This is a genomic window from Actomonas aquatica (genome assembly GCF_019679435.2).
Lineage (GTDB): Bacteria > Verrucomicrobiota > Verrucomicrobiia > Opitutales > Opitutaceae > Actomonas > Actomonas aquatica.
On the sequence record NZ_CP139781.1, the window covers coordinates 3,198,221 to 3,219,055 of the forward strand.

A 20,835-nucleotide genomic window follows, 5' to 3' on the forward strand; every position below is an offset into this window, starting at 1 on the left:
ACCATGGATGACCCAACGCCAAGTAGCTACGAGCGGAAGCGAGTGGCTGCGCCAGCGCCTCATCGACACCTCCCGCGCCTCTCCCCGGAACACTACACCGGGATGGCCACGGTGCACTGGACCTTCGTCGTGGAGCGTCGCGCGACGGGGTGGCTGAACGCGACGTTTCACGCCCGCTGGAGAGAGGCGCTGCTGCACGCGTGCTGTCGCTATGAACTTCTCTGTCCGATCTACGTGCTCATGCCTGATCACACCCATCTCCTCCTGATGGGATTGAACGAGCAGGGCTCAGACCAACGCACCGCGATCGCGTTTCTGCGCGGGCACACCAAACACGCGCTCGAGCCTCAAACCTGGCAGCACCAAGCTCACGATCACGTGCTCCGACCGGCGGAACGGCAGCGGAATGCCTTCGCCAAAGCCTGCCACTACGTCGCGAAAAACCCGGTGCGCCAATCCCTGTGCGACTTGGCAACCGACTGGCCCTATCTCGGAAACGTCATTCCCGGCTATCCAGACCTCCCCCTCCGAGACAACGACCACTGGGATCGATTCTGGCGGATTCGCACCAAACACCTTGCCGCGCACGACGCACCACCCACTCGCTCACGCTCGTAGCCACCAAGCAACCATCCCGTGGCTACGAGCGTGAGCGAGTGGACGCGTCGGCCCCTTACGCCGCCATCAACTCGCGGCGGCGAGCGGAGGGGGCGGCGAAGTGTGCACCTGCGCCATCACTGTCACCATCCGCCCCCGCGCCTTCGTCGGTGCGACCCATGGCGCGACGGAGCGCTTCCACGGCGGCGACGACTTCGTTGGCCTGGCTGCGCAGTTCGGTGGCGCTGGCCGAAAGTTCCTCGGCGTGCGCACTCGTCGCCTGCGCGGCTTGGTCGACCTGACTCATCGCCCCGGAAATCTGGCCCACGCCCGCTTCCTGTTCCGCGATGGAACCGGCGGCTCCGACCACGACATGCTCCAGTTGGTCGAAGCTTTGGCGCACCTGTTCGAGGCGACGGGTCAGTTCGTCGGACGCCTTGCCGCCATCCTTGCCGCTCGCGGCGGCCTGTTGCAGCAACTCACCGGTCTTGCCGGCGGCTTCCGAGGCGCGACCGGCCAGCGAACGCACCTCTTCGGCAACAACCGCAAAACCCGCACCGGCTTCGCCCGCCCGGGCGGCTTCCACCGCCGCGTTGAGCGCGAGAATATTGGTTTGGAACGCGATCTCCTCGATCGTCTTCACGATGCCAGCGATGGCCGAGCTCGACTCCGCGATGCCTTGCATGGTCTGCGCGATGCGCGAACCCGCCTGCTCGATATCGGAAATCGATCCGCGCAACTGACCCACGTGCTGATTGCGCGCTGTATTCAAATCTTCGGCACACGACTTGGACTGGGCGGAGATTTCCTGCAGCGAGGCGCTGACTTCCTCCACCGTCGCCGCCTGGCTGTTGGCATCCTCGGCGAGGTGATCACTCGCATTGCTCAATTGGGCAGAGGTGTGACGCAGCCCCCGACCGGTCTCAGCGAGTTGATCGACCACCAGCCCGGCCCCCACGACATACTGGCCAAAAATCCGCGCTAGGTAGCAACCCGGGATGGTCGCGATGACCACAAAAACCGCGTGCAACACCACGATGCCAAATCCGGCGTCGTAGTTGAACAGGCTCTCCGGTCGCCAGAAGAACATCGCAATGTGATGCACTGCCGCCGCTGCCGCTCCCGCGACGACCACCCACGGATTTCCATACATGGCGAAGAGCGGCAGAATCACGAAGATGTGGAAGTGCATTTCGATCATGCCGCCGCCCAAGTGGATAAGACCGCCACTCAACAGAATGCCGGAGCCAGCCGTCGCGATCGCCGTGAGAAATCCTCCCGGATCGAGACGGTAGAGCAGCGTCGGGCCCACCGCGCCGGCGAGACCCAGCCCCAGCGCCAGCCAGATGCTGTCGCGCCCGCTCCACCAGGCGATCGCCATAAACACCGGCACGTGCAGCCAGTAAGCGAGAATGAACCAGCGCGAGATTCGCGCCCGGTGGCCTTCAATTCCGGAGAGTGAGGCAGGGTGTTGAGTCGAATTCATAGGAGGAGAATCTGGAAAATTAAGATCGGCTGAAGGGCGTCAGAGACCGCAGCCCGCGGGCACCTGCGGAGGCAGGGAGTCCCCCCGGAGAACCGCCCGAAAGGCCGCCGTATCAAGCGGCGCCGCCCCCGCCACCAACAGGCCGGGACCGTCGTGTCGCGCCTGCCAGGCCAGTTCGCCATCGGGGCGCCACAGGGCCACGCCCAGCGAAGGCACCGTGGAAAACTCGTCCTCACCTACCACCGTCCAGCCCGCGTTTTCGAGCGCCGGGGCAAAAGCCTGCGCATCACCGCTGAGCGACACCCGCTCTGGCAGCCCCGGCAACGGGCCCCGCGCCAGCAGATGATCCACCACGCGTGCCTCCACATCCGTCGCAGCCGTCAACCGATGCTCCGCGCGCCAGCCGGGCTCCGTCCACGCCTTTTCGGCCAACACCCCGCGGGGCAAGCCACACGGCAATTTACCCATCCAGCCAAAGACCGCTACCGCCAAACCCAGCCACAGACCGAACACCGTCAGGACCCAACGTCGGCGGGACGTGGTCGGAGTGCGGTGGTGGTTGGGCGATAGAGACGGCATGCCAACGGTCTGCATCGGCACCCCTCAAACATACTAAAGCCAAACTCTGCCTGCCCGGGTTGAAGTCGCTCGGTTTGAACGGCATGCTGTGCCAGAAATTTGCCACAAAACACAACGCCCGGCGCTCGCCCCGCGCGCCGCGATTGCGTTTGCTCCCGCAGACTCCGCCTTCCCGTTCCTTTTTCGACCCGATCCGACCCACCATGCGCTACATCCGCCACCTCACACCCACCGGCCCGGCCTGGGCCACTCTCACTGTCGATGGTGCCACCCGCGCCGTGCAAGGCGACCTCTTCGGCCAACACCACGTCACCGAGACGCCCGTCGTCCCGACCAAGATCCTCGCCCCCATCGCGCCCACCAACATCCTCGGCATCGGTCTCAACTACCGCAAACACGCCGAGGAGGGCGGCAAAGCCGTGCCACAGCGCCCCATGTGGTTCATGAAGACCACCGGCAGCCTCCAGCACCCCGGCGACCCGATCCGCCTCCCCGCCGATTCCACCAAGGTCGATTACGAGGGTGAACTCGCCATCGTGCTCGGTCGCGACACGCTCAACGCCACGCCCGCCAACGCCATCGACCACGTGCTCGGCTACACCATCGCCATCGATGTGTCGGCGCGCGACTGGCAGTTTGAACTCGGCGGCGGCCAGTTCAACCACGGCAAGAGCTTCGATACCTTCTGCCCGCTCGGCCCCATGCTCGTCACCCCCGACGAACTCACTAACCCCGACGCCCTGCGCCTCGTCACCCGCGTCAACGGCGAGGTCCGCCAGGACTCCACCACCGCCGACATGGTGTTCGACGTGCGCACCCTCATCAGCTTCCTCAGCACCGACCGCACCCTGCCCGCCGGCACCGTCATCCTCACCGGCACACCCTCCGGCGTCGGCTACGCCCGCAAGCCCCCGACCTTCCTCCAAGCCGGCGACACCATCGAGGTCGAGATCGAGGGCATCGGCACCCTGTCCAACTCAGTCGCGAGCTGAGTGGGCCGGGACGTTTTCCACAGTAATTCACAGGGCCTCCCGCACTCGGCTCGCTAAGGAAAACGGCTCGGTTCGTGTGCCCGAAGGCATTTAAGATCCTACCTACCTGAAACTTACGAATCATTAGCCACTCCAATATACCGTTTGGACGGGAGTAGGCAGCCTTGGTTCACAAGTTATTCACAACGCCCTGCCGCGATTTGCGCTCACTGCAGTTCCTTACAACCGCGCGCTGCTATTCCACTCGCCCAAGCGAAACAATCCAGAGTCCGGCCCGTCCCATAGGGTGCTATGAAAAACCTCAGCACCCGCATCCTTGGCACCCTGGTCGCCTTCGCGCTCCTCGCTCCCTTGGCCTCGGCCAAGAGCACTGCGGTTCCGCCCGCCCTGCAGGTGCGCATCGAAACCCCCACGGTGATCGACCTCATGCGCGAGACCGACATCCAGGACGCCATCAGCGTTCACCTGTCCGACGCCTTCCGGCGCAGCGGCTTCAAAGGCCGCATCGCGCAAGTCGACCACCGCGACGATGCCGATCCGGCCATCCCACTCCTCACCATCCGCTTGGACAACTGGCGCGCCCGCCCCACCGGCATGGTCGAATGCCGCTTCTTCGCGACCCTCACCGCCACCGACGGCTCCGAAATCCGGTTGGGCAGCTACTACGGCACGACCATGCATTGGGGTCACGCCAACCGCTTCACGGTGCGCAACGCCTTTGAAGACGCCGCGGTGAGCGCCCTGCGCGACCTCTACCGCGACTACGCGAAGCTCGACACCGCCAACGCCGATTCGACGGAGTAGACCCTGACGCCCACCGCGCGTCGTCCTCATCTCTCAGCGCCCGTTTTTAACGACGGGCGCTTTTTTACGTCCCCGGCTCAAACGTTCTCCGCCAGCCCCCAAAGCTCCAGGATCGCCGGCATGCCATCGAGCACCACCTCCGCGCCCGCTTCGCGCAACTGCGCCTGATCATGCGTGCCGGTGGTCACGCCCACAAATCCCATGCCGGCCCGTGCCGCCGCCTGCACGTCAAACGGCGAGTCGCCCACCAGGCAGGTCGTCGCCGCGTCGGCGCCGATCCGCTCCAGCGCCCATGCCGCAAACTTCGGCTCCGGCTTCAGCCACTCCGTGTCGCCCGCCCCCACCACATCGTCGAGCAGCTTCGCCACGCCGAGATGCTCACACACTTTGCGCGCCGACGGTCCGTGTTTGTTGGTGAACACCCCGCAGCTCACGCCCCGGGCCTTGAGCGCCCGCAACAACGCCTCCGCCCCCGGCATCAGTTCCACGCCCTCCAGCATGGTCTCATCCCAATGCGGCCGGTAGATCGCCAGCGCTTCCTCCACCCGCTCCGGCGGCACAAAATGCGCCATCGCCCGCGGCAACCCACCCCCGATCGCCCGCTTCACCTGCTCGTAGGTGGGGGCCGGATACCCCAGCTTCGGCAGGGTGTAGCAATAACAGCGGTGAATGGCCGGCAGATGCTCGATCAAAGTGCCATCCAAGTCGAAGAGGACCGTGCGAAAACGCATACCTCTCCACCTTCGTTCGCCCCACCACCCCGCCTCAATCTTTCTCTTTATTCCTTATCTTTATCTTTCTCCCCTGCCCATTCTCCCCAAACCTCCCGCGACGCCGATGTCCGCACCGACCGCAGATGCACCGCCCGCCACCGCCGAGCTCTCCGCGACCGATTCCGGTCTGTGCGTGAAGCTCGCCGGCGATTGGCGCGTCACCCGGTCGACCCCCGATTGGGACAAACTCTCCCGCAACACCCCGCCCGCCCGTATCGACTTTGAGTTTTCCCAACTCGGCTACTGGGACAGCTCGCTCGTGCTCTTCCTCGACGATGTCTGCAACTGGTGCCGCACCCACGGCACCTATTGCAACGTGAAGCCGCTCCCGGCCGCCCTGCGCGACCTCGCCAGCCAGCTCGAGGACAAGACCGTCCACCCGCTGCCCGCCAACCGCTCGCCCGACTTCCTCACCCTCGTCGGCAACGCCACCCTCGATCTCTGGGAGAAGACCAAACAATACTCCAACTTCGTCGGCCAGTGCGTCATCAGCGGCGTCTACCTCGCCAAACACCCGCAGAAGTTCCGCTGGCGTGACGCCACCTCCGAGATGCAGCGCTGTGGCGCCATGGCCCTGCCCATCACCGGCCTCATCGCCTTCCTCGTCGGCGTCATCCTCGCCTACTCCGGGGCCATCATCCTGCGCCCCTTCGGCGGCGACATCTGGGTGGCCGACCTCGTCGGCGTCACCATGACCCGCGAGATGGGCGCCATGATGACCGCCATCGTCATCGCCGGCCGCACCGGCGCGTCCTTCGCCGCCGAGATCGGCAACATGCGCGCCAACGAAGAAGTCGACGCCCTCGTCACCCTCGGCATCCGCCCGGTCGATTTTCTGGTCATCCCCCGCATCGTCGCCCTCGGCGTGATGATGCCGTTGCTCGCCATCTACGCCAACGCCCTCGGCATCCTCGGCGGCGCCATCATCGCCTGGGGCCTGCTCGACATCCCGCCCCCCGCCTACTGGGTCGAGCTGCTCACCATCGTCGACACCTCCGACCTCATGACCGGCCTCATCAAGGCCGCCACCTTCGGCCTCATCATCGGTATGGCTGGCTGTCTGCGCGGTCTCCAAGCCGAACGCTCCGCCTCCGGGGTCGGCCAAGCCACCACCTCCGCCGTGGTCACCGCCATCACCCTCATCATCACCTTCGACGCCATCTACGCCGTCATCTTCAACATCCTCGGCTGGTGAGTTCGCCCGATCCCACTTCTGCTTCCGCCCCCGTGATCGTCGCCGACGATCTCGCCATCGGCTACGACGGCGTCGCCATCATGGAGCAACTCAACTTCGCCATCGCGTCCGGCGAGATCTTCTTCGTCATCGGCGGCTCCGGCTGCGGCAAATCTACCCTCCTGCGCCACCTCATCGGCCTGCTCCCGCCCATTCGCGGCGACGTGCAGATCTTCGGCGAGTCCTTCATCAAAACCACCCTCGAGCGCCGCCGCGAACTGCTCAAATCCTTCGGCGTGCTCTACCAGGGCAGCGCCCTCTGGTCGTCCCTCACGCTCGCCGAGAACATCATGCTGCCGCTGGAGGAATACACCACGCTCTCCAAACGCGACCGCCTCCAGATCGCCCGCCTCAAACTCGCTCAGGTCGGCCTCACCGGCTACGACGACTACTATCCCAGCGAAATCTCTGGCGGCATGAAGAAACGCGCCGGCCTCGCCCGCGCTCTCGCCCTCGATCCCGACATCGTCTTCTTCGACGAGCCCTCCGCCGGCCTCGATCCCATCACCTCGCGCGAACTCGATGAACTCATCCTCCGCATCCGCGACAACCACGGCACCACCTGCGTGATCGTTTCCCACGAGCTCGCTTCCATCTTCGCCATCGCCGACCGCGTCATCCTCCTCGACAAGCAGGCCCGCACCATCATCGCCGAAGGCCCGCCCAAAGACCTCGCGAAAAACAGCACCGACCCGCGCGTCCAAACCTTCCTCCACCGCGGCGATCGGCCTTCCTGACAGGCCGACCGTTTCCTCCTCGCTACTCACTACCCGCTACTCACTACTTTTAGAATGAAGACCAAGGTCAGCCCCACCGTTGTCGGTTTTTTTGTGCTCGGGGCCATGCTTATCGGCATGATCGGGCTCTTCTCCTTCGGCAGCCTCAACTTCCTGCGCAAACCGCAGCGTTTCGTCGTCTATTTCGATGAATCCGTCTCCGGTCTCGACGAGGGCTCCCCCGTCAAATTGCGCGGCGTGCGCGTCGGTCGAGTCACTCAGGTCAACCTCACCTACGACGAGCAAAACCATAACTCCGTCGTCGCCGTGCTCTGCGAACTCAACCGCGCCGTCATGAAGGACACCAGCGGCGAACTCATCGACGTCACCGACCGCGCCGAGATCGAGAAACTCATCGACGGCGGCCTGCGCGCCCAACTCGGCGTCATCGGGCTCGCCACCGGCCTGCTCTACGTCGAACTCGATTTCCGCAACCCCGCCGAATACCCCGCCGACGCCCGCGACCGCGTGCCGGTCGACTACGCCGTCGTGCCTGCCGTGCCCTCCGCCATCTCCGAGTTTCAGGCCACCTTCTCCGAGATCCTCGCCAGCGTGAAGGACATCGACTTCAAAGCCATGGCCGAGGAACTCCACGGCCTGCTCGCCGACAGTCGCCGCCAGATCAACGCCATCGACGTCGCCACCCTCAGCAGCGAACTCACCGCCACCGCCAAGTCGGTGCGCGCCCTCGCCGAGAACCCCAAGATCCCGACCATCGTTGACAACCTCGACGGTGCGCTCGCCGACCTGCGCGCCACCCTCCAACGCGTCGAATCCAACATCGACCCCACCGCCGCCGAACTCGCCGAAACGCTCCAACAGGCCCGCAAGTCGCTCGCCGCCCTCGACGAGGTGACCGGCACCGCCAACCAGTTCATCGCCGCCCAATCCGGCCTCGGCGCCGAAGCCGCCGTCGCCCTGCGTCAACTCGGCGAAGCCTCCCGCGCCATCGCCCGTCTCGCCGACTTCCTCGAGCGCAACCCCAACGCCCTCCTCACCGGCCGCCAACCCCAGCCGTAACCGACTCTTTCTCTTTCCTCTTTATCTTTCTCTTTCTCCCCGCCGACCGATGACCCGACGCCCTTCAATTCTCCCGCTCCTTCTCGGTGCCGTCCTGCTCCTCACCGGCTGCCAAATCCTGCCCGAAGCGCAACCCGACCCCACCCGCTTCTTCCGCCTCGACGAGCCCGCCCCCTCCACCACCGCACCCGCCAGCGATGCCGCCGTGCTCGGTCTGCTGCCCATCGAGGTGCCCGCCTACTTGCTCGACGCCCGCGCCATGGCCGTGCTCGACGCCGACCTCCAGGTTTCCTACCGCGACTTCGACCGCTGGGCCGAACCGCTCGACGAGGGCATGAGCCGCGTCCTGCGGGGCGCCCTCGCCAATGCTCCGCAGATCCAGCGCGTGCTCATCCCCCCCTTCCCGCTCCAACCCGAGCGCGACTACGACCTGCAGATCCGCATCGTCGAAGCCGCCCCGCTGCGCAGCGGCAGCCTGCGCTTTGTGCTCCGCTACGACCTCGCGTCGCCCGATGGCGCCAAGTATCACTCCGGCGAATACACTGCCAGCGGCATCGCCTGGGACGGCACCCCCGCCGACCTCGCCCGCGGCCTGAGCACCGCGCTCCAGCAAGCCGGTGCCGCCATCGCGGCTGAGCTCGAGTGAGCGCAATCGCTACGCCTCGGGCCGGATGCGTTAAAAAACGTCCGCGTGCGCTTTTTTTGAAACCTGCGGGCAGGCGGCGGTGAAACTCATGATACCGACGCCCGCCGTCGGCGTTTCGCCATGAATTCCACCTTTCGCTTCCTTTCCACCGGTTTCCTTTTTGCGGCGCTGCTGCTCGGCTTCACCGCGCGCGCCGACGCCAACGAGGCGCTCGCTCCCGCCGAGAACGAGCTGCCGCTGCATCTCGCGCCCTTCGTGGTCACCGGCAACGACCTCACCGTCACCATTCACGCCCGCAGCAAAAGCGACCGCCGCTACGCCGAGAAGTTTGCCGATGCCGTCATGCGCGTCGCCGACGATACCCTCGAGGACGGTTATTCGCCGGGCCGTGGACTGATCATTTTGGGCGACGAAGGTGAACCGCACCCGCTGTGGGTCTTCCGCAAATTCCTCGCCATGGCCGAAGCCGGCCAGCTCCAACCCGCCGTCGCCGAACGCGCCCCGGAGTTACAGGCCTACCTCACCGAGTGGGAGGAAAAGCTCGAGCTGGACGAAGCAGATTCCGAGCTGGGCCTCGAGTTTGACCTCGTCGTGCCCGCCCTGCCCTTCCAACTCGAGGGCATCGGCACCGCCATCTACCAGGTCGCTTGGATCCACGAGTTCGACGTCGAGCAGGTGGAATACGCCTTCCACGATCTCACCGTCGCCGACCTGACCCAAGACCGGCTCTCTCGCTTCAACTGGGTCTACTTCCTGCCGCCCCGCAACGCCTTCGACCAGGTCATCAAGGTCATCCTACCGAAAGTCATGGAACAGGAGGACATGGGCTTCTTCACCCGCACCGCCGTGCGCGGCGCCATGGTCGTTTTTAAGCCCCTCATTCGCAAAGCCATCGAAGGTCTGCGCAAGGGCATGCTGTTTAACACCATCCTGCAGACCCGCAGCCCGTGGAGCGAAGACGACAACTATGCCCTCACCGAGGCCTATGTGAGCGCCATCATGCCCGACATGAAGTTCAACGACTCCCGCGATGCCACCCACGCCCGCGCCATGGAAGCCATCGACGAGCAGAAGCGCAAAAACGCCGAATACGCCAAGGACCCCTTCATCACTCCCGAGCGCCTGACCGACTACGATCCGGCCGACTACGCGGCCTTCCTCGGCGACTACACCGACAAGGACGCCGAAGAGCCCACCCATCACTTTCTCCAGGTCGACGGCACCTATCAGTGGAACTATCGCGACGAAGACCCGCGCCTGTTTTACCCGGCCGGCCCCCGCCTGCTCGTCCGGGAGGACGGCAAAATGACCATCGAGTTCCTCGTCGACGCCACCACCGGCGAACTCACCGGCATCGAGGAACGGTGGCACCGCCGCCGCAAAACCGTCCCGGCCGGCCCGGAGGCGTAGCCCGGCCCCCCCCTCAACGACTCCCCCCCAAAACAACAAAAAGCGCCTCCCGATCAGGGAGGCGCTTTTGGGATTTAGAAAACGAGTAAGACCAATCGATCGATCAAGCCGACGGGCTGGCGACGTCGCGCGGGTTTTCCGGCACCTCGATCTCAGGCGTTTCAGGGGAGGTCGGACTGTCGACCGTCGGCGTCTGCGCGATCGGAGTCTGGGCCGCGCTTTGGACCTGCCCGGTCTGCTGAGCGCCCGGAGTCTGGTCTTGTCCGCCAGAGGAGGGGGTCACAAACGCCGTCTGCATCGTGGACGAGCCACGCGTATTAACCGCAGTCTGCACCTGAGCAGCCGCCTGCGGATTGCTAGTCTGCACGGTCGCCACCACCGTATTGGCGGCGGAACCGACGGTGGTCTCCAGCGTGATGTCGGCCGCAGACACGGCCGGATCCGAAGCGATTTCCACCGCCACAGCCATCAGCGCGGCCGAGTTCTGCGGATCCACATTGGCGAGGTTCACCGCCATCGTCGAGATGCTGGCGACCACCCGAGCCAAGCTCGCCGCGCGACCAGCGCGCACCTGAGCCTGGACGAGGGCATTGAGACCAGCCGTGTTACCAGCTTGGGCCAGCGCAACAATCTGCGCCTGCAAGGTGCGTTCGGCCTGCGACATCGGAGCCGCGGCCTGCGCGGAAGCAGTCGACGTGACCGTAAACACGAGCGGGGAACAAGCAGCCAAGCCCAAGGCGAGGCGCGCGAGACGGGAAAGGGATGAAAAGCGGTTCATTCCGCACACATGAGCGGCCTTGGACCTAACTTCAAGCGTCTCACTCATCCATGTTTGGAATCATATCATGCATTCTGCACGCATCCAGCGGCGCCGATTTGCCAAATCCCTCCACCGCACTTGTCTGCCCAATGCGCCTTCGCCCTTGGCTTGCTCTGATTCTTTTTCTCCTCGCCGCCTTCCTCGTCGCCGCAATCGGTGGCGGAGCGACCGCCAGCAGCGTGCGCGAGTGGTATCCCACGATCGCCAAACCGAGCTGGACGCCCCCGAGCTGGGTCTTCGGCCCGGCGTGGACCACTCTCTACATCCTCATGAGCATCGCGGCCTGGCGCGTGTGGTGTCGGCGCGAGGCCCTCGAAGGCGCCGCCCTCACCCTGCGCCTGCATGGCGTCCAGCTGGTGCTCAACGCCCTGTGGTCCATCCTGTTCTTCGGACTGCGCAACCCTGCCCTCGCCCTCATCGAGATCCTCCTGCTCTGGGCCGTGCTGGCCACCTTGCAACTCCGCCTCTTCCGCCACGACCGCGTCGCCGGCGCGCTCTGGGTCCCCTACCTCGCCTGGGTCAGTTTCGCCACCGCGCTCAATGCCGCGATCTGGTGGCTGAACTGATTGCGATCGTCACGGTCTTATCACCCAGTCGCCGATTCCCCGGCGACAATCCTGCTAACCTGAACTTATGAGCGCCTGGTCCTGCACCCTCGGCGGCCGCCACTACGGCTTCGCGACCTTGGCTGAATTGTTGGCCAAGGCGACCCCGCTGCGCTCGGGCGACGAACTGGCCGGAATCGCCGCCACCTCCGCCGCCGAGCGCGTCGCTGCCCAACACTGCCTCGCCGACGTCCCGCTCGCCCGCTTCCTCACCGATCCGCTCATTCCCTACGAAGCCGACGAGGTCACCCGCCTCATTCTCGATACGCACGACGCCGACGCCTTTGCGTCCGTCGCCGATCTGTCCGTCGGGCAGTTCCGCGATTGGCTCCTGCGCTACGAGACCGATACGACCACCCTCACCGCCCTCGCCCCCGGCCTCACGCCCGAGATGGTCGCCGCAGTGACCAAACTCATGGGCAACCAGGACCTCGTGCTGGTTGCCGCCAAATGCGAGGTCGTCACCGCCTTTCGCAATACCCTCGGCCGTCGCGGCACCTTCGCCACCCGCCTCCAGCCCAACCATCCCACCGACGATCCCCACGGCGTCGCGGCCTCCGTCGTCGACGGCCTGCTCCTCGGCGCCGGCGACGCCTGCATCGGCATCAACCCCGCCACCGACAACGTCGCCGCCACCACCACGCTGCTGCACCTGCTCGACGACCTCATCCAGCGCCACGCCATCCCCTCCCAGTCCTGCGTGCTGGCCCACGTGACCACCACGCTCGACGCCATCCGCCAAGGCGCCCCCGTCGATCTCGTCTTCCAATCCATCGCCGGCACCGAGGCCGCCAACCGCGCCTTCGGCATCGACCTCGCCCTGCTCGCCGAAGCCCACGACGCCGCCCTCTCCCTGCAACGCGGCACCGTCGGTCACAACGTGATGTATTTTGAAACCGGTCAGGGATCCGCGCTCTCCGCCGACGCCCATCACGGGCTCGATCAACACACCTGCGAGGTCCGCGCCTACGCCGTCGCCCGCCACTTTTCGCCACTGCTGGTCAACACCGTCGTAGGCTTCATCGGCCCCGAATACCTCTACGACGGCAAACAGATCACCCGCGCCGGCCTCGAGGACCACTGCGGCGGCAAACTGCTCGGCCTGCCCATGGGCGTCGACGTCTGCTACACCAATCACGCCGAGGCCGATCAGGACGACATGGACACCCTGCTCACCCTGCTCGGGGTCGCCGGCTGCAACTACATCATGGGCGTGCCCGGCGCCGATGACGTCATGCTCGGCTACCAGTCCACGTCGTATCACGATGCCCACTACATCCGCCAGGTGCTCAACCGCCGACCCGCGCCTGAGTTCGCCACCTGGCTGGAACAGCAACACATCCTGACGCCCAACAATCGCCTGCAATCCGTCGCCCCCGACCACCCCTTGCTGAATGGCTGACCTCCCCGCCAAGACCTCATCGACTTGGGCCGCCCTCCGGCGCCACACCACCGCGCGCATCGGGCTCGGTCGCAGCGGCGGCAGTCTGCCGCACCGTGCCCTGCTCGACTTTCGCGGCGCCCACGCCCGCGCCCGCGACGCCGTGCACAGCACCTTCGACGCCGCCCAACTGGCCGCCGACCTGCGCCACGCCGGCCTCGACTCCCTCACCCTCGCGTCGGCCGCCACTGATCGCGCCACGTATCTGCGCCGACCCGACCTCGGCCGCCAACTGGACCCGGTATCCGCTACTCAACTACGCGAGCGCGTCGCCGCCCGTCCCGACCTCGTCATCATCGTCTCCGACGGCCTCTCCGCCACCGCCGCTCACCGGCAGGCCGTTGCGACCGTGGCGCCGCTGCACGCCGCACTCAGCGCCGCGGGCTGGACGCTCGCCCCCATCCTGCTGGTGCCGTTTGCGCGCGTGAAGCTACAGGACGAGATCGGTCATCTACTGCAGGCCCGCCTGAGCCTCATGCTGCTGGGCGAACGTCCCGGTCTCGGCGCGCCCGACAGCCTCGGCGCCTACTTCACCCACGCGCCGCATCCGCGCTGCACCGATGCCGATCGCAACTGCTTGTCCAACATCCGCCCGGCCGGTCTGCCGCCGACTCAGGCCGCCCGCAAACTCGCCGCCCTGCTGCAGGCCTCGCGCGAAGCCGGGTTGAGTGGAGTCCGCCTGAAGGACACCTCTCAACCCGACGCGCTGGAATCCGCCGAATAGCGGATCGGCTCAGGACACGTATTCCAGCGGCGTGGCGGCTTCGACCTCTTCGATGGTGGTGAGGCCGAGCAGCACTTTCTTTAGTCCGTCGTAGCGCAGCGGCCGGTAGCCGACTTTGCGCGCGGCTTGCGTGATATCCTCGAGGTTCGCGCGATTGGCGATGAGGCCGCGCAACTCGCGGTTGACGACCAGTAGCTCGTGAAATGCGACGCGGCCCTTGAAGCCGGTATGGTCGCAATGCGGGCAACCGCGACCGCGATGGAAGAGCACCTTTTCGGGCAGCTCCTCATCATCGAAGTAGCGGCGCAACACCGCCTCCTCGGGCTCGTAGGATTCTTTGCAACGCTCACAGATGCGCGGCACCAATCGCTGCCCCGCCACCGCCAGCACCGACGGTGCGATGAGGTAGTTGTCCACGCCCATTTCCTGCAGGCGCACAAACACCTCGGGTGCGCTCTTCACGTGCAACGTGGTGAGCACCAAGTGACCGGTGAGCGCCGCTTCGGTGGCGATCTTGGCCGTCTCGAGATCGCGGATTTCACCGACCAGCAGGATGTCCGGATCCTGACGCAGGAGCGCGCGCAGCATGCGGGCAAACGACAGGTCGATGGTGTGGTTGACCTGGGTCTGGTTGATACTCTCGAGCTTGAGCTCGATCGGATCCTCGATGGTCGAGATGTTGACGTCGGGCTGGTTGAGCTCCGCCAGCGTCGCGTAGAGCGTGGTCGTCTTGCCTGAGCCGGTTGGACCGGTGACGAAGATGATGCCGGACGGACTCTTCATCACGCGGCGGTAAGGCTGCAGAATCGACTGCGAGATCATCATCTTATCGAGCGAGAGCATGGTGCGCAGGCTCGTGTTGCCGAGGAGGCGGATGACGGACTTTTCGCCGTATTGCGACGGGATGGACGAGAAACGGAAGTCCGCGCTGCTGGCCCCCACCGGAATCGAGAAGCGACCATCCGCCGGCATGCGCGACTCGGTGATGTCGCAATCCGCCATGACCTTGAGGCGGATCGTCACCGCCGGATGCAGCGCCCGCGGAATCGTCAGCAAAGGACGCAGCGAACCGTCGATGCGGTAGCGCACGGTGACTTCGGTCTCCTGTGGCTCGATGTGGATGTCGGACGCGTCCTTGTTGATCGCGAAGTAGATGAGCGCGTTGACGAACTCGATGATCTGCTCGTTCTCGGCGATCGCTTTGAGTTGCGCCCCACCGGCGGAGAACTCCACGTCGTCTTTGAGCAGCTCCTGGGCTTCGGCCAGTTGGCAGGCCTCGGCGAGGGACTCCTCCGTGGCGTAATGGATGCGCACGAGATCGGCGATCTCACTCGGCGGCGCAAAGGCCGGACTCACTTCCATCTGCGCCACCATTCCGAGGCGGCGCACCAGCGCGGCATCCTCGGGGTGAGCCATGGCGACAGTGAGCACGCCGTTGAGCACGTAGAGCGGCAGGGCGTTGGCTTTGGTCGCGATCTCCGCCGGGATGGCGGCCAGCGCCTCGGGGGTGACGATGGTGGTGAACGGGTCGACGTAGGAGTGATTCACCTGCCCGGCCCAGAGGCGGCAGATCTCGGTCTTGTTCACATTGCCCGAGCGGATGAGCTGCTCGATGAGCTGCAGCGGATCGTCGACCGTGAGCGCGAGCGCCTGCAGATCGATGTTGCGCGAAAAGGTGCGCAAGTCGCGGATGGCGACCAGGAATTCGGGCTCAATCTTGGGCATCGTTCGAGGGGGTTGCGGGCTGATCCTGGCGGAAGAGGCGATGGATTTCGTCCTGCTTCAACTTCTGCATGCCGAGTGCGCCGGAGACGCGTTCGATCGAGACTTCAGTCAGCAGATCGGCCAGCGAGAAACGTTCCTCCGTCATGCTCCACGAAGCGTGGGGCGCGGGAGTGGTGGGAGGTGGGGTGGAATCGCTCATGAGTCGGAAGAAGATTGCGGCAGAGCCTCGACGATGGACCGCAGCGACGCGGCGAGTTCGTCCATCGGCGTGTCTTTGAGAATGTAACCACGCGCGCCGGCGGTGAGCGCGGTCTCCACCGCACGGCGCACGTCCACCGAGGTGACCATGACGACGTTGGCGGTGGGATCGGCCGCCCGCAGCGCTTGCAAGGTTTCGAGTCCGTCCATGCCCACCATGTTGATGTCGAGCAGGACGAGGTCGGGGCGCTGCGCGGTGTAACTGGCAACGGCCTCCTGGCCACTGCCGACCGCGGTGACGGTGGCGTCCTCAAAGGTGTCTTCGAGGAGCATGCTGAGAAAACGGCGAACGTGCGGTTCGTCGTCGACGATAAGGACAGTGGCGGGAAACGGCATGAGGCAGGAGGGGATGAGTTGAAAAACGTTAGGCCGTGGGCGGCGGCGGTGAAGGAAGGACAGGCGGGAGGCGCAGCCAAAACCGCGCGCCGGCGCCGGGCGAGCTGTCGCAACCGACGGCGCCGCCGTGGAGTTCGACGATGGTTTTGACGATGGAGAGACCAAGTCCGGTGGAAGTCTCTCCGCCGGTCGGGCGCGGGGTCAGTTTTTGGAATTTTCCAAACAGCTTCGCCTGGTCTTCCGCGCTGAGTCCCGGGCCCTGGTCCTGCACCGCAAACTCGGCGCCGCCCGTCGCCGCATCGGGCGCGAGACTCACCGTCACGGTGCATCCAGAAGGTGAATACTTCACCGCATTGGACACGTAGTTGTCGCAGGCTTCGCGCAGGAGTTGCGCATCGGCTTGGAGCGTGAGCGGGTCGCCCGGTAGCAGTTGCAGGTTGATCTTTTTGCGGGCAGCGGCCGCGGCGCTGAACCGCACCACTTCGGCCGCGATGCGGCGCAGGTCGACGGACTCCGGGTGCAGCGTCATGCGGCCGGATTCGATGCCCTCGTTCAGCAGGATGCCGCGCACGATGTCGGACATGTGATTGGCCGATTCCTCGATGCTCTCGAGTGACTCGATCTCCGCCTGCGCGCGATCGTCGTCCGGAGCGGCGTGCTTGCGTTTGCGGCGCAGTAGCAGCCCCGCGATGCCGGCGATGGCCGCCAGCGGGTTTTTTAAATCGTGGGTGGCGATGGCGAGCAGTTCGCCTTTCGCGGCATTGGCCTGGTCGGCGCGATCACGTTGCACCCGCATGTCGGCTTCGGCGGCCTCGATGCCATGCAGGTGGGCCAGACTTTCGCGCCGACCGACAAACGCTGTGCCGGCCAGCATCACGCTGATCAGCAGCGCGCCGCCAAACGCGATCCAGCCCGCCACGCGCACCTCGTTGAGCCGTTGATGAAAGGTCGCCAACGAGTAGTGAATTCCACCGTAGCCGACGTAGCGGCCCGACGCGTCGAAGAGCGGATGGCGCGCATTGATGAAGGTGCCAAAGTCGTCCGAATACGGGATGTCGAACACGTAGGAACTGCCGCCGCGCAGGAGGGCGTCGGCCGCTTCGTTGCCCGGCGGAGTGTGGTAGACTTCCAGCAGCGGCGAGGGCACCGGCTCCCGCCCCTCGGCGCGCTCGAAGGCCATCACCTCGTCGTCCGTGGTGGTATCAAGCATCACCAGTTCCTCGCCGTCGGCGGTGACCCGCATCGTATAGACGTAGATCACCTCAGGATGGCGCAGGTGAAAGGCCTTCAGTGGAGCGAGCAGTTCCCGGTAGAGCGGCGAGTTAAACTGTTCGGGGCGCTGCAGGAGTTCCTGCCGATCTGCATCGACCGAAGCCGCGACGATGTGAGCCAGATCGGCCACATGCCGACGGATCATTTCGGAGTGATGGGAAACCGCCTGCCGATAGAAGTAGGCCAAGGTCCCCGCGCTACTCCCCAGGATGAGAACAAACACCAGCCCGGAGAGGGCACGCGGACTGAGTTGGGCGAGGTGACGAAACACAGCGAGGCTGGAGGAAGGGAGCAGAGAGGACCGCGGCCATCACGGAGACAAATCCCGCCGCTGCCAACACCAACCGTTTGCTTTAAGCGCCCACCGGGTGCCAGGTCGTCTTAAACTCGAGCAAATCGCGGATGGCGTAGAGGGACGGCATGGGACCATTGCCCGCCAACCAGTCGATCGGTTCCTCGGCCTTGAGCAGGCGCGTGCGCTTCACGGAGTCGGCCGCCTTCTGCTCGACGGACTCGCGTTCCTCGGCACTCAGCACACCGCTCAGAGCGCGGATGCCAACATGACTGGCCATGGTTGATACCATCTCGGCGCGGAAACCGGTGAGCAGGTTGACCACTCCACCCGGCAGGTCGCTCACGGCCAACATCTCGCCGAGCACGATCGACGCGTAAGGCGCGGTCTCACTCGCCACGGCGACGACGCTGTTGCCCGAAGTGATGGCCGGCAGGATGAGGGTCATGAGCCCGAGCAGCGGCGCCTCGTCCGGCGCGACCACGGCGATCACGCCCATGGGATCGGTCACGGTGAAATTGAAGTGCGGCGACGCGACCGGATTCACGCTGCCGAGCAGCTGCTCGTATTTATCGGTCCAGCCCGCGTAGTGCACGATGCGATCGATCGTCGCAACGACCTCGGCCTTGGCAGCGGCGGCGGTCACGCCGGGCGTGAGCAACAGTGCGGCTTCGAGTTCGGCGGCGCGCGGCTCGATCATCTCGGCGAGGCGGTAGAGGATCTGTCCGCGGTTGTAGCCGGAGCGCCCGGCCCAGCCACCGCCCGCCTTCCCGGCGACCTCCACCGCGTTGCGCACGTCTTTGCGCGTGCACTGCGGAACATGGGCGAAAAAGTTCCCCTTCGCATCATTGAGCGCAAACGTCCGCCCGCTCTCCGAACGGATGAACTTACCCCCCACATAACACTTGGGCGTTTTGGAAACAGTCAGACGAGACATGGCAGAAAAGATGGAACGAGGATTTGTTTTTTTAACCACGGATGGACACGGATGACTTCGCTAACGCTACGTCTTCTATATCGGAGAAATTCAGAGAACCACGCGCTCCCATTGCAGTTTGGCGTGTTTAAAATTGATGATCAGACCCACGGTCAGACCCGTTATCCTTAAATAGTTTATCATCTGGCCACGTTCGTGCCCGGTGATCCGATCGATCACCTTGGTATCGACGATTACCCGCTCATCCACCACCAGATCCGGGATATACTCGCCAACCTTTCGCCCCCGAAACTCGACTCGATACGAGGGCTGTTGTTCGAAGGGCACATGCTCTTCTTCGAGGGCGACCACCAACGCGTTCTCATACGGCTTCTCATGCAGTCCATGACCTATCTCCCGCGCCACTGCCATGGCACATCCGAGAATCTGGTAGCAGATATCCTCCTCCCTCAAAGATGCATCATCTCCATTCATTTCGATTGGTTTGGGGCGTAGCGTTAGCGGAGCCATCCGTGTCCATCCGTGGTTAAAAAAAACAGCGTCGGGCGGGGAGGCGTTACTCAGGTGAGTTTCACGTAGTCGGCGAGGCCGTGTTTGCCGCCTTCGCGGCCGAAGCCGCTTTCTTTGTATCCACCAAACGGCGACGCCGGGTCGAACTTGTTGTAGGTGTTGGCCCAGACGACTCCCGCTTTAAGCGCCGTGCTCATCTTCAGGATGCGCGAGCCTTTGTCGGTCCACACGCCGGCACTCAGTCCGTAGGCGGTGTTGTTGGCCTTCTCGATCGCCTCCTCCACCGTGCGGAAGGTGAGGATCGACAGCACCGGACCAAACACTTCTTCCCGCGCGATGCGGTGACTCAGCTCCACGCCGCGGAACAAGGACGGGCGGAAGAACCAGCCCTTCTTCGGCAACGGGCAGCTGGGCTGATACAACTCCGCGCCCTCGTCCTGACCGGCCTGCACCAGCTCGGCGATCTTGTCCAACTGAGTCTTCGAGTTGATCGCGCCGATGTCGGTGTTCTTGTCCATCGGATCACCCACGCGCAGGGTGCGCACGCGATTGCGCAGTCGCGTGAAGACCGCGTCGGCCACACTCTCCTGCACCAGCAGGCGCGAGCCCGCACAACACACGTGACCTTGGTTGAAAAAGATGCCGTTCACGATGCCCTCCACCGCCTGGTCGAGTGGCGCGTCGTCGAAGACAATGTTGGCCGCCTTGCCGCCCAACTCGAGGGTGAGCTTTTTGCCGGTGCCGGCCGTGCTGCGCATGATCACCTTGCCGACTTCGGTGGAGCCGGTGAACGCCACCTTGGCCGCCGCCGGATGATTGACCACTGCGGCACCCACGTCGCCCGCGCCGGTCACGATGTTGACCACGCCCGGCGGCAGTTCCGCCTCGGCGATGATCTCGGCAAACTTGAGCGCGGTGATCGACGTCGTCTCGGCCGGCTTGAGCACGACCGTGTTGCCGGTCGCCAAAGCCGGAGCGAGTTTCCACGCCAGCATGAGCAGCGGGAAATTCCACGGGATCACCTGCCCCACCACGCCGTGCGGCACCGGGGTCGCGCCCGGAAACGCGTAAGCGAGTTTGTCGGCCCAGCCCGCATGATAGAAGAAGTGTGCTGCGGCCATCGGCACATCGAAGTCGCGCGACTCCTTGATCGGCTTGCCCCCGTCGAGCGTCTCCGCCACCGCAAATTCACGCGCCCGATCCTGCAGCAGCCGGGCGAGGCGGTAGAGGTATTTGCCGCGCTCGGCACCCGGCAACGTCGCCCAGGCCGGGGCGGCCTTGGTCGCGGCGGCGTAAGCGGCGTCGACGTCCTTGGCCGACGCGTGTGGGATCTCCGCCAGCGGCTGCTCCGTCGCCGGGTTGATCGACGCAAAATACTTCCGGCTCTTCGGCGCGACAAACTTGCCATCGATAAAGAGCGTGTAGCGGTCCTTCAGTTTCGGATCCGCCGACTCCGGCGCGGGATCAAACTCCCACAGATCGCCAAACACCAACTCAGGCTCAGCACGACGGGAACGGGATTTTTTCGGAGTAGAAACAGGCATGGGAAAATCGGGAGAGGGGTTAACCACGGATGAACACGGATGGCTTCACTAACG

General features: G+C 64.9%; 22 protein-coding genes. 11 read left to right on the forward strand and 11 right to left on the reverse strand.

Annotated features, from left to right (window positions below):
• The first annotated feature begins 102 nt into the window (after positions 1-102).
• Positions 103-618: a hypothetical protein gene (locus tag K1X11_RS12545; protein ID WP_221032824.1), complete on the forward strand. Its 516-nt coding sequence runs from the start codon at positions 103-105 to the stop codon at positions 616-618.
• Between the two features lie 55 nt (positions 619-673).
• On the opposite strand, the gene K1X11_RS12550 is transcribed toward K1X11_RS12545, so the two are convergent.
• On the reverse strand, positions 674-2,083 hold the full coding sequence (locus K1X11_RS12550) for a methyl-accepting chemotaxis protein (protein ID WP_221032823.1): 1,410 nt from the start codon (positions 2,081-2,083) through the stop codon (positions 674-676).
• Positions 2,084-2,122: 39 nt separating this feature from the next.
• A complete protein-coding gene (locus K1X11_RS12555) occupies positions 2,123-2,662 on the reverse strand; it encodes a hypothetical protein (RefSeq protein WP_221032822.1) in 540 nt (179 codons plus the stop codon).
• 203 nt (positions 2,663-2,865) lie between these two features.
• Here K1X11_RS12555 and K1X11_RS12560 point away from each other — a divergent pair, with 203 nt between their 5' ends.
• Both K1X11_RS12560 and K1X11_RS12565 read left to right on the forward strand, forming a co-directional pair.
• Positions 2,866-3,654, forward strand: coding sequence for a fumarylacetoacetate hydrolase family protein (locus K1X11_RS12560; protein WP_221032821.1), 789 nt, complete (start codon positions 2,866-2,868; stop codon positions 3,652-3,654).
• A 291-nt stretch (positions 3,655-3,945) separates the two neighbouring features.
• The gene (locus tag K1X11_RS12565; RefSeq protein ID WP_221032820.1) at positions 3,946-4,458 is read left to right on the forward strand and encodes a hypothetical protein; all 513 of its coding nucleotides are present in this window, start codon (positions 3,946-3,948) and stop codon (positions 4,456-4,458) included.
• Positions 4,459-4,535: 77 nt separating this feature from the next.
• On the opposite strand, the gene K1X11_RS12570 is transcribed toward K1X11_RS12565, so the two are convergent.
• On the reverse strand, positions 4,536-5,189 hold the full coding sequence (locus K1X11_RS12570; protein ID WP_221032819.1) for an HAD family hydrolase: 654 nt from the start codon (positions 5,187-5,189) through the stop codon (positions 4,536-4,538).
• Between the two features lie 106 nt (positions 5,190-5,295).
• Between K1X11_RS12570 and K1X11_RS12575 the strand changes: the two genes are divergently transcribed.
• The 5 genes from K1X11_RS12575 to K1X11_RS12595 all read left to right on the forward strand — a co-directional run bounded on the left by K1X11_RS12575 (position 5,296) and on the right by K1X11_RS12595 (position 10,317).
• Positions 5,296-6,426 (forward strand): MlaE family ABC transporter permease, encoded by a 1,131-nt coding sequence (locus tag K1X11_RS12575; RefSeq protein WP_221032818.1) that lies wholly within the window; start codon positions 5,296-5,298, stop codon positions 6,424-6,426.
• Positions 6,423-7,202 carry an ABC transporter ATP-binding protein gene (locus K1X11_RS12580; protein WP_324725973.1) on the forward strand — a complete coding sequence of 260 codons (780 nt, stop codon included), beginning with the start codon at positions 6,423-6,425 and terminating at the stop codon, positions 7,200-7,202. Before K1X11_RS12575 ends, K1X11_RS12580 begins: the two co-directional genes overlap by 4 nt.
• Positions 7,203-7,256: 54 nt before the next feature.
• Entirely contained in the window at positions 7,257-8,261 is a 1,005-nt protein-coding gene (locus K1X11_RS12585; RefSeq protein WP_221032817.1) for an MlaD family protein, read from the forward strand.
• 49 nt (positions 8,262-8,310) lie between these two features.
• A complete protein-coding gene (locus K1X11_RS12590; RefSeq protein ID WP_221032816.1) occupies positions 8,311-8,907 on the forward strand; it encodes a PqiC family protein in 597 nt (198 codons plus the stop codon).
• Between the two features lie 120 nt (positions 8,908-9,027).
• Positions 9,028-10,317 carry a hypothetical protein gene (locus K1X11_RS12595; protein WP_221032815.1) on the forward strand — a complete coding sequence of 430 codons (1,290 nt, stop codon included), beginning with the start codon at positions 9,028-9,030 and terminating at the stop codon, positions 10,315-10,317.
• A 103-nt stretch (positions 10,318-10,420) separates the two neighbouring features.
• On the opposite strand, the gene K1X11_RS12600 is transcribed toward K1X11_RS12595, so the two are convergent.
• Entirely contained in the window at positions 10,421-11,026 is a 606-nt protein-coding gene (locus tag K1X11_RS12600) for a superantigen-like protein SSL4 (RefSeq protein ID WP_324725974.1), read from the reverse strand.
• Positions 11,027-11,226: 200 nt separating this feature from the next.
• On the opposite strand from K1X11_RS12600, the gene K1X11_RS12605 reads away from it, so the two are divergent.
• The 3 genes from K1X11_RS12605 to eutC all read left to right on the forward strand — a co-directional run bounded on the left by K1X11_RS12605 (position 11,227) and on the right by eutC (position 13,907).
• Positions 11,227-11,703: a TspO/MBR family protein gene (locus K1X11_RS12605; RefSeq protein WP_221032813.1), complete on the forward strand. Its 477-nt coding sequence runs from the start codon at positions 11,227-11,229 to the stop codon at positions 11,701-11,703.
• A 67-nt stretch (positions 11,704-11,770) separates the two neighbouring features.
• Positions 11,771-13,144 (forward strand): ethanolamine ammonia-lyase subunit EutB, encoded by a 1,374-nt coding sequence (locus tag K1X11_RS12610; protein WP_221032812.1) that lies wholly within the window; start codon positions 11,771-11,773, stop codon positions 13,142-13,144.
• Positions 13,137-13,907, forward strand: coding sequence for an ethanolamine ammonia-lyase subunit EutC (eutC, locus tag K1X11_RS12615; RefSeq protein ID WP_221032811.1), 771 nt, complete (start codon positions 13,137-13,139; stop codon positions 13,905-13,907). The genes K1X11_RS12610 and eutC overlap by 8 nt, the downstream gene beginning before the upstream one ends.
• Before the next feature lie 9 nt (positions 13,908-13,916).
• Here the strand turns inward: eutC and K1X11_RS12620 are convergent, their stop codons facing one another.
• The 7 genes from K1X11_RS12620 to K1X11_RS12650 form a co-directional block, all read right to left on the reverse strand.
• On the reverse strand, positions 13,917-15,632 hold the full coding sequence (locus K1X11_RS12620; protein ID WP_221032810.1) for a GspE/PulE family protein: 1,716 nt from the start codon (positions 15,630-15,632) through the stop codon (positions 13,917-13,919).
• Positions 15,619-15,831: a hypothetical protein gene (locus tag K1X11_RS12625; protein ID WP_221032809.1), complete on the reverse strand. Its 213-nt coding sequence runs from the start codon at positions 15,829-15,831 to the stop codon at positions 15,619-15,621. Before K1X11_RS12625 ends, K1X11_RS12620 begins: the two co-directional genes overlap by 14 nt.
• Positions 15,828-16,226: a response regulator gene (locus K1X11_RS12630; RefSeq protein ID WP_221032808.1), complete on the reverse strand. Its 399-nt coding sequence runs from the start codon at positions 16,224-16,226 to the stop codon at positions 15,828-15,830. Before K1X11_RS12630 ends, K1X11_RS12625 begins: the two co-directional genes overlap by 4 nt.
• A 28-nt stretch (positions 16,227-16,254) precedes the next feature.
• Positions 16,255-17,769, reverse strand: a complete 1,515-nt coding sequence (locus K1X11_RS12635; RefSeq protein WP_221032807.1) for a sensor histidine kinase — start codon at positions 17,767-17,769, stop codon at positions 16,255-16,257.
• An 82-nt stretch (positions 17,770-17,851) separates the two neighbouring features.
• Complete coding sequence (locus tag K1X11_RS12640; RefSeq protein ID WP_221032806.1) at positions 17,852-18,727, reverse strand: aldehyde dehydrogenase family protein; 876 nt, start codon at positions 18,725-18,727, stop codon at positions 17,852-17,854.
• A 90-nt stretch (positions 18,728-18,817) separates the two neighbouring features.
• Positions 18,818-19,201 (reverse strand): GxxExxY protein, encoded by a 384-nt coding sequence (locus K1X11_RS12645; protein ID WP_221032805.1) that lies wholly within the window; start codon positions 19,199-19,201, stop codon positions 18,818-18,820.
• A gap of 86 nt (positions 19,202-19,287) precedes the next feature.
• The gene (locus tag K1X11_RS12650) at positions 19,288-20,715 is read right to left on the reverse strand and encodes an aldehyde dehydrogenase family protein (protein WP_343212925.1); all 1,428 of its coding nucleotides are present in this window, start codon (positions 20,713-20,715) and stop codon (positions 19,288-19,290) included.
• Between the last annotated feature and the right edge of the window lie 120 nt (positions 20,716-20,835).

Excerpts from the sequence above, each read along its gene's own strand:
- K1X11_RS12545 (WP_221032824.1), top strand. The coding sequence starts at position 103 with ATGGCCACGGTGCACTGGACCTTCGTCGTGGAGCGTCGCGCGACGGGG.
- K1X11_RS12550 (WP_221032823.1), bottom strand. The coding sequence starts at position 2,083 with ATGAATTCGACTCAACACCCTGCCTCACTCTCCGGAATTGAAGGCCAC.
- K1X11_RS12555 (WP_221032822.1), bottom strand. The coding sequence starts at position 2,662 with ATGCCGTCTCTATCGCCCAACCACCACCGCACTCCGACCACGTCCCGC.
- K1X11_RS12560 (WP_221032821.1), top strand. The coding sequence starts at position 2,866 with ATGCGCTACATCCGCCACCTCACACCCACCGGCCCGGCCTGGGCCACT.
- K1X11_RS12565 (WP_221032820.1), top strand. The coding sequence starts at position 3,946 with ATGAAAAACCTCAGCACCCGCATCCTTGGCACCCTGGTCGCCTTCGCG.
- K1X11_RS12570 (WP_221032819.1), bottom strand. The coding sequence starts at position 5,189 with ATGCGTTTTCGCACGGTCCTCTTCGACTTGGATGGCACTTTGATCGAG.
- K1X11_RS12575 (WP_221032818.1), top strand. The coding sequence starts at position 5,296 with ATGTCCGCACCGACCGCAGATGCACCGCCCGCCACCGCCGAGCTCTCC.
- K1X11_RS12585 (WP_221032817.1), top strand. The coding sequence starts at position 7,257 with ATGAAGACCAAGGTCAGCCCCACCGTTGTCGGTTTTTTTGTGCTCGGG.
- K1X11_RS12590 (WP_221032816.1), top strand. The coding sequence starts at position 8,311 with ATGACCCGACGCCCTTCAATTCTCCCGCTCCTTCTCGGTGCCGTCCTG.
- K1X11_RS12595 (WP_221032815.1), top strand. The coding sequence starts at position 9,028 with ATGAATTCCACCTTTCGCTTCCTTTCCACCGGTTTCCTTTTTGCGGCG.
- K1X11_RS12605 (WP_221032813.1), top strand. The coding sequence starts at position 11,227 with ATGCGCCTTCGCCCTTGGCTTGCTCTGATTCTTTTTCTCCTCGCCGCC.
- K1X11_RS12610 (WP_221032812.1), top strand. The coding sequence starts at position 11,771 with ATGAGCGCCTGGTCCTGCACCCTCGGCGGCCGCCACTACGGCTTCGCG.
- eutC (WP_221032811.1), top strand. The coding sequence starts at position 13,137 with ATGGCTGACCTCCCCGCCAAGACCTCATCGACTTGGGCCGCCCTCCGG.
- K1X11_RS12620 (WP_221032810.1), bottom strand. The coding sequence starts at position 15,632 with ATGCCCAAGATTGAGCCCGAATTCCTGGTCGCCATCCGCGACTTGCGC.
- K1X11_RS12625 (WP_221032809.1), bottom strand. The coding sequence starts at position 15,831 with ATGAGCGATTCCACCCCACCTCCCACCACTCCCGCGCCCCACGCTTCG.
- K1X11_RS12630 (WP_221032808.1), bottom strand. The coding sequence starts at position 16,226 with ATGCCGTTTCCCGCCACTGTCCTTATCGTCGACGACGAACCGCACGTT.
- K1X11_RS12640 (WP_221032806.1), bottom strand. The coding sequence starts at position 18,727 with ATGTCTCGTCTGACTGTTTCCAAAACGCCCAAGTGTTATGTGGGGGGT.
- K1X11_RS12645 (WP_221032805.1), bottom strand. The coding sequence starts at position 19,201 with ATGAATGGAGATGATGCATCTTTGAGGGAGGAGGATATCTGCTACCAG.